The sequence below is a fragment of the Synechocystis sp. PCC 6803 substr. PCC-P genome (assembly GCF_000284455.1).
In the GTDB taxonomy this organism is placed as follows: Bacteria; Cyanobacteriota; Cyanobacteriia; order Cyanobacteriales; family Microcystaceae; genus Synechocystis.
This window is the reverse complement of the sequence record NC_017039.1, coordinates 1,090,897-1,104,443: the sequence shown is the minus strand read 5'-3', so window position 1 is coordinate 1,104,443 and position 13,547 is coordinate 1,090,897. Positions and strand designations below refer to the sequence as shown.

Below are 13,547 nucleotides of genomic sequence, written 5' to 3'. Positions count from 1 at the left end.
CATCGTTGGCCCTGTAAGCCGATGCAACTGAAACGGCGATCGTGGCGGATAATGAGAATATTTCCCTAACACCGCTTAAAAGCAGACGGCCTTAACTATTATATTTAACTGCCCCTAATTTCAGCCCATTATGCAAACGTCTCCCCTTCCCCGTCGTACCAAAATCGTCGCTACCATTGGCCCCGCGACCCAAAGCAAGGAAGTGCTGAGACAACTGATCCAAGCCGGTGCTACCACTTTCCGCCTCAATTTTTCCCACGGAGACCACGCTTACCACCAACAAAGTATCCGTTTGATTCGCCAGATTGCCTTTGAACTGAACCAACCAGTGGGCATTCTCCAGGATTTACAGGGGCCAAAGATTCGGGTGGGCAAATTTCTCAATGATGCCGGCTCTGTGCAACTCAAAAACGGTGATCCCTATACCCTCACCAGTCGCCCGGTGGAATGTACGGAAACCATTAGTTCCATTAGCTACGAATATTTAGCCGACGAAGTACCTTCTGGGGCAAGAATTTTGCTCGACGACGGCAAACTGGAAATGTTGGTGGAGGAAGTGGACACTGTTGCCCGGGATCTCCACTGTCGGGTGATTGTGGGGGGAACCCTTTCCAGCAATAAAGGGGTTAATTTTCCCGGGGTCTGCCTTTCCGTTAAGGCCATGACCGATAAAGATAAGGAAGATTTGATGTTCGGGCTGGACCAAGGGGTGGACTGGGTGGCCCTGAGTTTTGTTCGTAATCCCCAGGATATTGATGAGATTAAGGGGTTAATTGCGGCGGCAGGGAAATCCGTGCCGGTAATCGCCAAAATTGAGAAGCACGAAGCGATTAAGGATATGCAGGCGGTGCTGGAAAAATGTGACGGTGTCATGGTGGCCCGGGGGGACTTGGGGGTAGAACTACCCGCAGAAGATGTACCTATTTTGCAAAAGAAACTCATTGCCACTGCTAACCGGTTGGGCATTCCTGTCATTACTGCTACCCAAATGTTGGACAGTATGGTCAACAGCCCCCGACCTACTAGGGCTGAAGTGTCCGACGTGGCCAATGCCATCCTCGATGGTACCGATGCGGTGATGCTCTCCAACGAAACGGCGATCGGTAAATTTCCCGTGGAAGCAGTGGCTATTATGGCCAAAATTGCGGAGCGCATTGAACAGGAAGATATCAATCCTTCCCAAGCGGAAGCCAGTCGCACTTCTATTCCCAATGCTATTTCCAGCGCCGTTAGCCAGATTGCGGAAACCCTCAACGCGGCGGCTATTATGTCTTTGACTAAGACCGGATCCACCGCCCGCCATGTGTCAAAGTTCCGCCCCAAAACCCCCATTCTGGCCGTTACGCCCCATGTGGATGTGTCCCGTCAGTTGCAGTTGGTGTGGGGAGTTAAGCCCCTGTTGGTATTGGATTTACCTTCCACCAGCCAAACGTTCCAAGCCGCCATTAACGTGGCCCAGGAAAACCATTTTCTCCGGGATGGAGATTTGGTGGTGATGACCGCCGGGACATTGCAGGGAGTTGCCGGTTCGACGGATTTAATCAAAGTGGAAGTGGTCAAGGCCATTCTTGGTCGGGGTGTAGGTATTGGCCAAGGAGCTGTAAGTGGCCGGGCCAGGGTTGCCAGTCGTCCCCAGGCGATCGCCCAATTTACCCAGGGAGAAATTTTAGTAGTTCCCTCTACCAACGCTGATTGTGTGGACATGATGCGACGGGCGGCGGGCATTATCACCGAAGAAGAAAGCCTGACTAGCCATGCGGCCATTATTGGTTTGCGGCTGGGGGTGCCGGTCATTGTGGGTTTTAAAGGCGCTACCCAAAAGATTCGAGATGGAGCCATTGTCACCATCGATGCCCAAAAAGGACTGATTTATTCCGGTGCATTACCCCCGGTGTCCAAAGGATAGGGAATAATTAGGGACCCAGTAACAGGGCGAGAACAGGAAGCATCATCCCAATGGAGTTCCCATTCCCCACCCCCTGGAACAGTAACATTTTGGTAGAATCAACGGGGTTCTTTTCCCGACGTAATTTAGTCCTTTGCAGAAAAAATCTTCCCTTAAATCCCGCTACTGGCTGTTAATCCCCTATATTCGTCCCCATCGGCGGACTATTGGGCTGGCTTTCCTCTGTACTCTGCTATTCACTGTTTTTTGGCCCATTCTAGCCTGGTTGGTGGGGCGCATGGCCAAATATATCGGTGCAGGGGATGTGCGCTCCATTTTAATCATGGCGGGGGTCGCAGCGGGGATTTTTCTGGTGCGGGGCATGGCCCAGTATGGGCAGGATACCCTCATGGCCAAGGCTGCCCTCAATATGGCATTAACTCTGCGGGAACAGACCTATGCCCATCTGCAACGACTAAGCCTGAGCTATTTTGAAGAAGCAAAAACGGGGGATTTGTCCTACCGGCTGACGGAGGATATTGACCGCATTGGGGAAGTGGTGAATAAGTTATTCCACGATTTTGTCCCTTCGGCGTTGCAACTGGTGGTGGTGTTTGGTTACATGTTCTATCTCAACTGGGCCCTGACCTGTGCGGTATTGGTAATTGCTCCCTTAATGGCGGTGCTAATTGGCTTTTTTGGAGAACAGTTATTAAAGTTTAGTCGCCGTAGCCAGACTCGGATTTCTAATCTGTCTTCTTTGTTGACGGAAACGTTGGGAGCCATCCGTTTAGTTAAAGCCTTTGCCGCAGAAGATTATCAGTTAGATTTATTCCGGGAAGAGGCCCAACAACATCGGCGATCGCAGTTTTTGGCCGAACGGATGAAGGCGTTACAGTTTGTCGTAGTGGGTTTTTTAGAAGCTATGGGAGTGGTGGTTTTATTTTGCCTGGCGGCTTGGCAAATTTCCCTCGGTAATTTAACTGGCATTGAATTTATTAGCTACGTCACCGGGGTAGCAATGTTGATTGACCCCATTAGTCACATCACCAGCAATTACAATTTGTTCAAACAGGGAGAAGCCTCCGTTGACCGCATTTTTGAAATTTTCGACCTGCAACCTTCGGTGGAAGATAGCCCCACGGCGATCGCCATTGACCATCTCCAAGGAGCGGTGGATTATGACCATGTGGACTTTGCCTATCTAGAAGATAAACTGGTCTTAAAAGGGATTAATTTACAAGCCCAGCCGGGGGAAATGATCGCTTTGGTGGGGGCTTCGGGGGCGGGCAAAAGTACCCTGGTAAACTTGTTAATGCGACTCCATAACGTGACTGGCGGCTGTTTACGTATTGACGGCCATGCCATTGATAGCATTACGTTGAAAAGTTTGCGAGAACAAATTGCCATTGTGCCCCAAGAAAATATCCTTTTTTCCGGCACGATCGCCCAAAATATTGCGTTCGGCAAAACTGATTTAGATTTGGCAGCGATTGAGGAGGCGGCCCGCATTGCCAATGCCCACCAATTTATCACTGAATTAAGTCAAGGGTATTATACCTATGTGGGGGAACGGGGGGTTACCCTTTCGGGCGGCCAACGTCAGCGCATTGCCATTGCTAGGGCGGTTTTAAGAAATCCCAGCATTTTAATCTTGGACGAAGCGACTTCTGCCCTTGATTCGGAGTCGGAAGCTTTGGTGCAGGAAGCCTTGGAGCGCATTGTCCAAGAAAGAACTGTGTTTGTCATTGCCCACCGTTTAGCCACCGTGCGTAAAGCCACCCGCATTGTGGTGTTGGAAAGGGGAGAAATTGTCGAAATGGGTAGCCATCAGGAGTTAATGGCCCACCAAGGTCGTTATGCTCGTTTCCACGCCCAACAGTTTGCTTCCTAAGCTAGAAAATATTGCCAATTTTTGCCCCGTTTAGTTGGAAAATGTACCTGAAAAAACTCTATTTACGGGCCTTTCGCAATTACCTCGAAGAAGAGGTGGAATTTTCTGCTCAAAAAACCATTTTGGTGGGCAATAATGCCCAGGGGAAATCTAACTTATTGGAAGCGGTGGAACTGTTGGCAACGCTCAAAAGCCATCGCACTAGTCGGGATCAGGAATTGGTGCTAGACGGGGCGGCCAATGGGCAAATTAAAGCCCTACTGGAAAGGCAATACAGTGTGGCGGAGTTAGAAATTGACCTACGGCGATCGGGGCGGCGCAACCTACGCATTAACCAAAATCAATGTCGTCGTCAGTTGGATTTTTTAGGCTGTTTAAATGCGGTGGAATTTTCCTGTTTAGATTTGGATTTAGTCCGGGGAGCGCCCGATTGTCGCCGTCAATGGCTAGATACTTTGTTAACCCAGCTAGAACCCCTCTATGCCCATCTGTTGGGGCAGTACCAGCACATTGTTAAGCAAAGAAATGCTCTACTAAAAAGCCTACGACAACAATGGGAAACGGGACTAGCTTTGGGGGAAGAGTCGACAGCTTCTTTGTCTCTCTGGGACCAGCAGTTGGTGGAAATGGGCACTAGGGTAGTCCGCCGTCGGGCGAGGGGTTTAGCCCGTCTTGCTCCTTTGGCCCAGGAATGGCATGGGCGCATTAGCGGTGGCAATGAAACCCTGACCGTTACCTATCAACCCAATGTCACCTGGGTGGGGGATGATCCGGAAGTGGTGCACCAGGCTTTTTTAGAAAAATTAGCCCAACGGCGATCGGCAGAATTACATCTGGGGACAACGGTGGTGGGGCCCCATCGGGACGAAGTGGGGTTTGTCCTCGACGACACTCCCGCTAGAACCTATGGCTCCCAGGGACAGCAAAGAACTCTAGTCCTAGCATTAAAATTGGCGGAATTGAGCTTGATTGAAACGGTTATTGGAGAACCACCACTGTTGTTATTGGACGATGTCTTGGCGGAATTAGACCTCGATCGCCAGGGACAATTGTTAATGGCCATTGAGGATCGTTTTCAAACCCTGATCACCACCACCCATTTAAGTCGTTTTGATGACCGCTGGCGGCGATCGGCCCAGATTCTCAAAGTTAATGCTGGTCAACTAGAGGAACGGTGGCCGTCCGAAATTGATTAATGTTGTTCCGATAATGTAGTAGTTTCAAATAAAGCTGAGACGCTAAACGCCACAGTAAGAACGGATAATTTCATCAAGAGACGTGTCAATAGGAGCGTACATTCTAGCTCGTTTCAAGGCACTAAAGTCATGCTCAATATCATTTAAATCAGGAGAATATTTCGGCAAAAAAAGAACTTCATGACCTGCTTCTTTAGCCAATTCTTTAATGGCAGTTTTACGATGAATAGGAGCATTATCCATTATTAATATTGATGGAATGTCGAGGGAGGATAGCAAATATAAATTTAACCATCCTTCAAAGCCTTCTGCATTCAAACTCCCGGTAAAAACCATCGGCGCAATCAAATCTTTTTTTCCTTTTCTTCTCCCTGCTACTAGATTTTCTCTGACTCCCCTTTTTCCTTGTCTATCTCCATAAACTTTTTTTCCTTTTTTTGACCAGGCATAAATACAAGCCTGGATTGCTTCGAATCCAGATTCATCTATGTAAACTATAGCTTGACTACCATAGAGCTTAATTAGTTCTCTTAACATTCTATAGTACTTAACTCGTTCCTCCCGGTTTCTTTCTCGATAACGTAGTTCTTTTTTTTTTCTGTTTATTTTCATTTTCTTTAATGCGTAATATACGGCACTCGGCCTCACTCCAAATTTCTTGGCTCTGTCTATCAATCTTGCATCGGGATTTTCTTCTACGTCTTTTTTTAGAGCTTCCCAGTCTAATTTCCTATGGCGACGCTCTACTTTTGTTGGGCTTAAATCTACTCTATTTAACCATCTGTATATCGAGGCTTTTCCTATTTTATATATCTTGGAAGCCTCAGTTATTTTTCCTCCAGCTTCTATATAAGCTACTACTCTTTGCCTCAAATCTAAACTGTAAGCCATTGTTTAAACCTGTTCATTTTGTACACTCCATAATTTTACATTAAATTCTCTCATCGTTAATTGAAATGACTATAAAAACAAAGCCTCAACCTCTGTAGATTCTTCAGTGGTAATTGCTGATGGTTTTCAAAATGGCAAGAAAAAACCCTGAGCAGCTTAAAACCCAGGGAATTTGGCGATCACTATTGGGATTGATCTGATTGGATCTATAGATTCAGGCCCAGCCTAACTGTGCAAGCATTAGGCAGCCAATTGTTTATTATTCATCCACAGCGCTGACAGCCAGGGACTCATCTTCCTCATCATCGGTGTCATCAACGGAAGTGGGGGGCTCATAGGGAATGCCCTGGGCTTCCGCTAAACGTTTTTGCCGGAAAATTTCCGCCATTTCGTCCGCCATTTCGTTGACTAAATCCCGGTCTTTTAGCATGGCACCGGGTTCTGGCTCCAATTGCTTGGTGGAAAGGGAAATACGACCCCGTTCCGCATCCAGGTCAATAATCATCACCTTGATTTCATCATTGACATTGAAGACGCTGTGGGGAGTATCAATGTGGTCGTGGGAAATCTCAGAAATGTGCAACAGACCGCTGACACCGCCGATATCGATGAAAGCACCGTAGGGTTTGATGCCCCGGACGGAACCCACCACTACCTGGGCCACTTCTAAACCGTTCATCTTCCGCTCTACCAGAGCCCGACGGTGGCTGAGCACGAGGCGATTACGCTCTTCGTCCACTTCCAAAAACTTCAGGGGCAGATCTTCCCCTACTAGATCCTCTTTCGCTTCCCGAGCGCTGATGTGGGAGCCGGGAATAAAGCCCCGCAGTCCTTCAATTCTGACTAAGGCACCACCACGGTTTGTGGCAAAAACATTGGAGCGCACCGTGGCATCTTCTGCCTGGAGTTGTCTGACCCGTTCCCAAGCCCGCATATATTCAATCCGGCGGATGGAGAGGGTGAGCTGACCATCTTCGTTTTCATCGGTCAGAATGAAAAATTCCCGGGTTTCATTGGGCTGGAGCACCTCTTCAGGGTCATCCACACGGTTGATCGACATTTCCTGAATGGGAATGTAGGCGGCGGTTTTCGCCCCAATGTCAATCAGAGCCCCCCGGGACTCCATGCTAAAAACGGTCCCAGCGACAATGTCCCCAGGACTAAAGTGATAATCGTACTTGTCAAGAAGGGCGGCAAAGTCCTCGAGAGTGAATCCAATAGTTGCTGTAGAAGTTTGACTGACCATGTAAGTTTTAAGTCCTAATCCCTTAGTCTCCGTTTAGTGAATATGCGTGCCTCCTGTTACTTACCGTACAAGCCAGGATACAGACTCTCAATTATACAGTACGCGTTGGACAAAGGGGGCAAGACCACCACCGGGATGGACAATTTTGAGCGCCGTCTTCGGGCCGACTTTAGCCTCAGGCGATCGCCGGGTGAAATGGCGCTTGGGCTTTGTTTGCAAAATTCTTAGTTTGTCTCCTAAATTTCAAGACAAAGGGAGAGTTTTCTCTAACTTTTCCCAAAATTTAGAGATTGGGTGAGTTGCTCAAACCCGCCCTTTGATGTTGCCCGGGGGCCCTGGTTAATAGTTGCTGCCACAATGCCCTCCCGCTCAGAAAACAATAGAATTTGAACAGTGAAGTTAGGCCGAATTTTAAAAATGTCAGAATTCATGAGCAACTCCATTCCCCTGGTGGGATTAAAGGCAGACCATTTCCGCCATCCTTTGGACCAAATGGCCACCACCAACTTGAAGCAAATTCCCGGCCTAGACCTGATGGTGCGGGGACTGTTGGGCTCCGTGGCAGAACAGTTTTTTGCCCTCAATAATTTGGCGGCCAGTGTCCGGGTGGGAGAAAAACAATTACCCCATCTTCATCAACTGCTTTTGGATGCTTGCAAAATTCTCGACCTGGAAGCGCCGGAACTCTACATTCAACAAAATCCCCAACCCAATGCCTACACTTTTGCCATGCGAGGTAAAAAGCCTTTCATGGTGATGCACACTTCCCTGGTGGATATGTTGACTCCGGCGGAAATTCAAGCGGTGATGGCCCATGAGTTGGGACACCTCAAATGTGAACATGGGGTGTATTTAACCCTGGCTAACATTATGGTCTTAGCAGCGGGGCTAATTCCCAACTGGGGAGCAGTGTTGACCCAATCCCTCCAGTCCCAGATGTTGGAGTGGGTGCGCTGTGCTGAATTTAGCTGTGACCGGGCAGCCCTGTTGGCGGTGCAAGACCCGAAAGTGGTGATGTCGGTGCTGATGAAGTTGGCCGGTGGTTCTCCCCAATTGGCTCCTTTACTAAACTTGGATGCTTTCATTGACCAAGCCCGGGAATACGATCGCCTGGGGGAAGATGAAATGGGGGCAATGCTGAGGAATATGCAGACCCAAAACCTGACCCATCCGGTGCCGGTACTCCGGGCCAGGGAAATTGATCGTTGGAGTGATTCCCAAACCTATCAAAACTTGCTCAAGGGCCGCAAAAATGCGTATAATCTGAACACCGAAGAAAACAAGGGCGGCTGGCGGAATTGGTAGACGCACCACACTCAAAATGTGGCGACTTCGGTCGTGAGAGTTCGAGTCTCTCGCTGCCCATCCTAAAACCTAGATATGAACCGGTTCTGCTTAGGTCAACTCGTCTCCTTCGGGGTGAGTCCTTAATTACCCTGGTTTCATTGACCGGGGAAAAATTTCCCACCCACAGAGCTAGGCGATCGCCTCTGGGTAATCCGGCTATGTGCTTCCCTCAGGGCACATATTTTGGTAGCTTACTTAGGGAAAGATTCAACGATAATATTTGCCCATATCAGCGACTGTCGAGGATTTCAGCCGGGGACAGTCTTGCTCAATTTATAAGGAGAAACTCTAAAATGTCCATTGTTTTTCAGATTGCGTTGGCGGCCCTGGTGCTTTTTTCCTTCGTGATGGTGGTGGGGGTGCCCGTAGCCTATGCTTCTCCCCAGAACTGGGACCGTTCTAAGCCTTTGCTGTATTTAGGTTCCGGCATTTGGGCCATTTTGGTAATTGTGGTGGCCCTGTTGAACTTCCTGGTCGTCTAGGGGAGGCGATCGCCCTATCCCGGTAATTTCCCCATGGCCTGGGCTGTGGGGGATAGCCCCGAAAAACTCTGATCTACCGCTAACCCGATCTAGGGAACTACACCATGACAGTTTATGAAGGGTCGTTTACTCCTCCGGCCCGGCCATTTCGTTTTGCCCTTGTAATTGCCCGTTTCAATGATTTAGTAACGGAAAAGCTACTTTCTGGTTGCCAAGATTGCCTCAAACGTCATGGCATTGATGTGGACCCCGCCGGTACCCAGGTGGACTATATTTGGGTTCCCGGTAGCTTTGAGGTGCCATTGGTAACCCGTAAGTTGGCAGTGTCGGGGCAGTATGATGCCATTATCTGCCTAGGGGCGGTGATTCGGGGACAAACCCCCCATTTTGATTTTGTGGCCGGAGAAGCGGCCAAGGGCATTGCGGCGATCGCCAGCCAGACTGGGGTACCGGTAATTTTTGGCATTTTAACCACGGATACCATGCAACAGGCCCTAGAAAGGGCGGGGATTAAGAGTAACCACGGCTGGGGCTACGCCATGAATGCATTGGAAATGGCTAGTTTGATGCGGGCCATGGCTCCTTTGACGGAAGGTTAAGTAAAAAGTAGGTGGTCAAAGGTTAGCTTAAGTCAGTCACCGGTTAACCCTGGGAAATTGTAGCTCTCAAATTTTATTTTTCCTGCGCCCTTGTCCCAAGCATCCCTAGAAGAACGTATTAAAGCCCAAGCGTTGGCGATCAGTTTCCATCGGGTGGGCATTGCGCCAGTGTCGGAAACGGAGAATGATGAAGCTGCCCAAAGATTACAGAGTTGGATTGCCCTGGGCTATAACGCCGATATGGCTTGGATGGCTAATCCCAAACGGCAAAATATTCGGGAGCTTTTACCCTCAGCCCGGTCAGTAATTGCGGTGGGTTTGAATTATTACACTCCCCACCAGCGCAGTGGAGACCCCGCCCATGGCAAAATTTCCCGCTATGCCTGGGGAAGGGATTACCATCGGGTGTTAACTAAAAAGCTAAAAGCCCTTAATCTCTGGCTCGAACAACAGGTGCCAGATTTACAGAGCCGTTATTACGTAGATACGGGCCCCATCCAGGAAAAAGCTTGGGCGGAACGGGCCGGTCTTGGTTGGGTAGGAAAAAACGGTAATTTGATCAGTCGGGATTACGGCAGTTGGTTATTTTTAGGGGAAATTGTCACTAATATCACTCTCCAAGGCGATCGCCCCCATAGCCAACATTGTGGCACCTGCACCCGTTGCCTAGAAGCCTGTCCCACCCAGGCCATTGTGGAACCCTTCGTGGTGGACAGCAATAAATGCATTGCTTACCACACCATTGAAAATCGGGCAGAAATCCTACCAACGGCGATCGCCGACAATTTGCAAGGTTGGGTGGCAGGGTGCGACATTTGCCAAGATGTGTGCCCCTGGAATCAGCGTTTTGCCCAACCCACCGATGTGGCGGATTTTGATCCCTACGAGGGCAATCTCAACCCAGAGTTAGAAACTTTAGCCAATATCACCGAAGCTGATTGGCAGCAACAGTTCACCGCTTCGGCCTTGAGGCGAATAAAACCAGCTATGTTACGGCGGAACGCCCAGGCTAATCTACAATGAAGGACTGACCAACTATTTGGCCCATCCTCCTCACCATGGCCATTAAAGCTGTATTGTTCGATTTTGACGGCACCATTGCCGATACCCACGATGCTTTTTTTGCCATCGTCAATCGCTTGGCAGACGAGTTTGGCTACCCAGCGGTGGATAAAACAGAGTTGGCCCGCCTAAAAAAACTAAGCTCCGCCGAAATTATCAAATATTCCCAAATTTCTCCGTTTAAAATTCCTTTTATTCTCAAGCGCTTCAAAAAAGAATTGGGCAAAGAAATCAAAGACCTCAAACCCTATGGCGACATTAAAGAAGTATTAACTCTGCTCAACCAAAAGGGCTACGTTTTGGGCATTGTCACTTCCAACTCCAAAGATAACGTACTATCATTTTTACACAACAATGGTCTAGAAGATATTTTTGCTTTTGTCAAAGCTGGCACCACCCTATTTGGCAAAAACCGCATTATCAATCGGGTGTTGAAGGAGCATAAGTTTGGAACTGATGAGGTAATTTATGTGGGAGATGAAACCAGAGATATCAGCGCCGCTAAAAAAAGTCGGTTAACGATGGTTTCCGTGGCTTGGGGATTTAGTCCACCGGCCATTTTGCAGGAATATGAGCCGGATTTTTTGGTACATCAGCCCAAAGAACTGCTTACGGCGATCGCCTCCTTGGATAACCATCGCTGGTATCCATTAAAATCCTAGGAATTGCCCTTGTCCTGAATAGTTTTGGCCATGCCCAATGAGTTGTCCAATTTACCTCCAGTCCTAGGATCGGAGGAAACCATTGCACCCCGTCGTTCCTTGCCCCAATGGGTATTTCAAGAGTCCGTTGAACCGGCCATGCCCTGGTTACTAGTGGTTACGGTGGTGGGCATCGGGCTGGGGCTAATTTTCCAGTCCTCTTGGTTGGGATTTACTTCGGCGGTGTTGGCCCTGATGTTTTCCCTCCAGGTCATTCTCCCCACCATCAAATCCTGGGTACAGCATTACCTCACTGTTCAGGAGCGCCGTTCCCTGCTCGGGGGTTTAGGTTTTGTCCTGGCGATCGGTGCCCTAGCCCACTATCTAGGTGTCTACAGTTCCCTCAAATATTGGCTCAATCAGTTTAAATACGACGAATTTGGTTCCTGGGCGGAATGGGTGGGAGCCCTAGGGCAAATTATGATTGCTGTTCTAGCTGTGTACGTGGCTTGGCAACAATATGTCATTTCCAAGGATTTGACCATTCAGCAAAATCGTATTACCCAGCAACAAACCGTTGACGCCTATTTCCAGGGCATCTCAGACCTAGCTTTAAGTGATGAAGGCATGTTGGAGGATTGGCCCCAGGAACGGGCCTTTGCCGAAGGTAGAACAGCAGCAATCCTCGCCAGCGTCGATTCCGGTGGTAAAGCAAAAATTCTCCGCTTTCTTTCCCAATCCCGCTTACTCACTCCCCTAAAGCGGGACTATTACCTCGGTCGCCCTATTTTTGACGGCATGGGGGGCTACCAAGAGGACCGCATTCACGGCCTGAGGGTAATCAATCTGGGGGTGATGCTAGTGGCGGCGGATTTAGTCGGCCAGGATCTGCGCTGGGTGGATCTGAGCGAGATTTACCTCATCCGGGCAAACCTCAGCCAAGCGGATTTGGTCAAAGCTAATCTATCCAGGACAGTGCTATACGAGGCTAATCTTGATGGGGCTGACCTCAAGGGAACTAGGCTATTCTACGGCACCTGGGACCAGGCTAGTCCCCGCAGCCGCAACCATATTCCCAACTACGAAACCGGCGAATATACGGGCGCAGTGGTGGAAAATGCCAATTTTAGTAAGACTAAGAACATGAGTGAGGAGCAGAGGTGCTATTGCTGTGCCTGGGGAGGAACGTTAACCAGAAAAACTATCCCCGGCGGCTGTGAAGGAATCGAAAATCGTCTTGATCGATGAATGATTGAAAGAGCAAAAAGGTTAGGTAGAGAATTAATGAAACAATTTTCAACCTGTTAGCTTCTCCTACGAATGAAGGGAATGATCGCCTTTGTTATTTGTTGCGGTTTGTCGCAGTAGGGCCAAGGAGTTGATGTACAAAATACAGCCCCCCAGGGCCCATACCCCTTCGGCAAAGACATTAATGCGGTGGGTCATTTCCCGGCTGTAAAGGTAATCTGCCCTAGCGGGGGAAGATCGACGAACTTCCTGTTGAACCAGGGCGTTAGCCTCTGTTAAGCGGACCATATCCAGAACACTACAAGCACCACTGACTATGGCCACCGCAGCTCCCACTCCCATACCACCAATGGCGGACAGTCTGACAAAAAAGTTGAACATAATGCCAGTTCTGGTTGATTGACTTAAGACAAAAAAATTAGGTCTGCTGTTGAAATTTACCGATAAAGTTGACCCACCGTCGCCAATTAGCCCTGATTACTTTCCAGTAAGTTAGCATATGTATAAAGATAAAAATTAGAAAAGTATAAGCTAACCAAAAATGGGCATTACGGCCAATTTCTACCATGGCTTCGTTTTGGGGAAAAATATCGGGCAATGTGATGGAGAAAAATCTGACATTATTAGCTTTAAAGGAATTTGAGAGTAAAAAGCCAGAAATTGGGATCACTCCCATAAATACATATAGGCTCAGGTGGAGAGTAAAGGTGCGCCACCAAGCCAGAGATAACTTTGGGGGACGTTTAGTATATTTACGCCACCAAACCTGTAAGAGGGTGAAAATTCGCCAGGTTAATAATGCCATGGTTAATATACCGATGGATTTGTGGAAGTCGTATAGTTCACTGCGTAAAAATTGTCCCCTTTCTAAGTTAACCATTAAAGTTCCAGTGCAAAAAACTATTAGATAGGCAAGGGCCATCCACCAATGGATTCGCATTAGTGACTTAAATGGGGAATTAAGCCTTGGCGAGCGTTTCTCTGCTTCCTTCTGTAATGGGAGAGGATTCATTGTCACTACGGAAAAGGGTTAGAATTTTACCGTTAACAATCGTA

General features: G+C 48.5%; 14 protein-coding genes and 1 tRNA gene. 10 read left to right on the top strand and 5 right to left on the bottom strand.

The features are described from left to right. Positions 1-130 precede the first annotated feature (130 nt). From pyk to recF, 3 genes are all read left to right on the top strand, one after another. Positions 131-1,906, top strand: coding sequence for a pyruvate kinase (gene pyk / locus SYNPCCP_RS05180; protein WP_010872204.1), 1,776 nt, complete (start codon positions 131-133; stop codon positions 1,904-1,906). Between the two features lie 268 nt (positions 1,907-2,174). Continuing rightward, entirely contained in the window at positions 2,175-3,779 is a 1,605-nt protein-coding gene (locus SYNPCCP_RS05175) for an ABC transporter ATP-binding protein (RefSeq protein ID WP_010872203.1), read from the top strand. Between the two features lie 41 nt (positions 3,780-3,820). Then, positions 3,821-4,975 carry a DNA replication/repair protein RecF gene (gene recF / locus SYNPCCP_RS05170; RefSeq protein ID WP_010872202.1) on the top strand — a complete coding sequence of 385 codons (1,155 nt, stop codon included), beginning with the start codon at positions 3,821-3,823 and terminating at the stop codon, positions 4,973-4,975. A 42-nt stretch (positions 4,976-5,017) separates the two neighbouring features. On the opposite strand, the gene SYNPCCP_RS16745 is transcribed toward recF, so the two are convergent. The 3 genes from SYNPCCP_RS16745 to SYNPCCP_RS17765 all read right to left on the bottom strand — a co-directional run bounded on the left by SYNPCCP_RS16745 (position 5,018) and on the right by SYNPCCP_RS17765 (position 7,331). After that, positions 5,018-5,866, bottom strand: coding sequence for an IS630-like element ISTcSa family transposase (locus tag SYNPCCP_RS16745; RefSeq protein WP_010872201.1), 849 nt, complete (start codon positions 5,864-5,866; stop codon positions 5,018-5,020). Between the two features lie 259 nt (positions 5,867-6,125). Further along, positions 6,126-7,112 carry a S1 RNA-binding domain-containing protein gene (locus tag SYNPCCP_RS05155; RefSeq protein WP_010872200.1) on the bottom strand — a complete coding sequence of 329 codons (987 nt, stop codon included), beginning with the start codon at positions 7,110-7,112 and terminating at the stop codon, positions 6,126-6,128. A gap of 87 nt (positions 7,113-7,199) precedes the next feature. Beyond that, on the bottom strand, positions 7,200-7,331 hold the full coding sequence (locus SYNPCCP_RS17765) for a hypothetical protein (RefSeq protein ID WP_255345285.1): 132 nt from the start codon (positions 7,329-7,331) through the stop codon (positions 7,200-7,202). Positions 7,332-7,505: 174 nt separating this feature from the next. On the opposite strand from SYNPCCP_RS17765, the gene SYNPCCP_RS16740 reads away from it, so the two are divergent. The 7 genes from SYNPCCP_RS16740 (at position 7,506) to SYNPCCP_RS05115 (ending at position 12,491) form a co-directional block, all read left to right on the top strand. Further along, the gene (locus SYNPCCP_RS16740) at positions 7,506-8,417 is read left to right on the top strand and encodes a M48 family metallopeptidase (protein ID WP_010872199.1); all 912 of its coding nucleotides are present in this window, start codon (positions 7,506-7,508) and stop codon (positions 8,415-8,417) included. Continuing rightward, a tRNA-Leu gene (locus tag SYNPCCP_RS05140) sits at positions 8,396-8,477 on the top strand. The genes SYNPCCP_RS16740 and SYNPCCP_RS05140 overlap by 22 nt, the downstream gene beginning before the upstream one ends. Positions 8,478-8,752: 275 nt before the next feature. Next, a complete protein-coding gene (gene psbZ / locus SYNPCCP_RS05135) occupies positions 8,753-8,941 on the top strand; it encodes a photosystem II reaction center protein PsbZ (protein WP_014407093.1) in 189 nt (62 codons plus the stop codon). Positions 8,942-9,045: 104 nt separating this feature from the next. Next, positions 9,046-9,540, top strand: a complete 495-nt coding sequence (gene ribH, locus SYNPCCP_RS05130) for a 6,7-dimethyl-8-ribityllumazine synthase (RefSeq protein ID WP_010872197.1) — start codon at positions 9,046-9,048, stop codon at positions 9,538-9,540. Positions 9,541-9,693: 153 nt separating this feature from the next. Further along, positions 9,694-10,563 (top strand): tRNA epoxyqueuosine(34) reductase QueG, encoded by an 870-nt coding sequence (queG, locus tag SYNPCCP_RS05125; RefSeq protein WP_010872196.1) that lies wholly within the window; start codon positions 9,694-9,696, stop codon positions 10,561-10,563. A 35-nt stretch (positions 10,564-10,598) separates the two neighbouring features. Beyond that, positions 10,599-11,264 carry an HAD-IA family hydrolase gene (locus SYNPCCP_RS05120; protein ID WP_010872195.1) on the top strand — a complete coding sequence of 222 codons (666 nt, stop codon included), beginning with the start codon at positions 10,599-10,601 and terminating at the stop codon, positions 11,262-11,264. Between the two features lie 30 nt (positions 11,265-11,294). Further along, positions 11,295-12,491: a pentapeptide repeat-containing protein gene (locus SYNPCCP_RS05115; protein ID WP_010872194.1), complete on the top strand. Its 1,197-nt coding sequence runs from the start codon at positions 11,295-11,297 to the stop codon at positions 12,489-12,491. A gap of 66 nt (positions 12,492-12,557) precedes the next feature. Here SYNPCCP_RS05115 and SYNPCCP_RS05110 read toward each other — a convergent pair whose 3' ends face one another. Next, positions 12,558-12,872 (bottom strand): hypothetical protein, encoded by a 315-nt coding sequence (locus tag SYNPCCP_RS05110; protein WP_010872193.1) that lies wholly within the window; start codon positions 12,870-12,872, stop codon positions 12,558-12,560. A 37-nt stretch (positions 12,873-12,909) separates the two neighbouring features. Then, positions 12,910-13,371 carry a cytochrome b gene (locus SYNPCCP_RS05105; protein ID WP_020861609.1) on the bottom strand — a complete coding sequence of 154 codons (462 nt, stop codon included), beginning with the start codon at positions 13,369-13,371 and terminating at the stop codon, positions 12,910-12,912. Between the last annotated feature and the right edge of the window lie 176 nt (positions 13,372-13,547).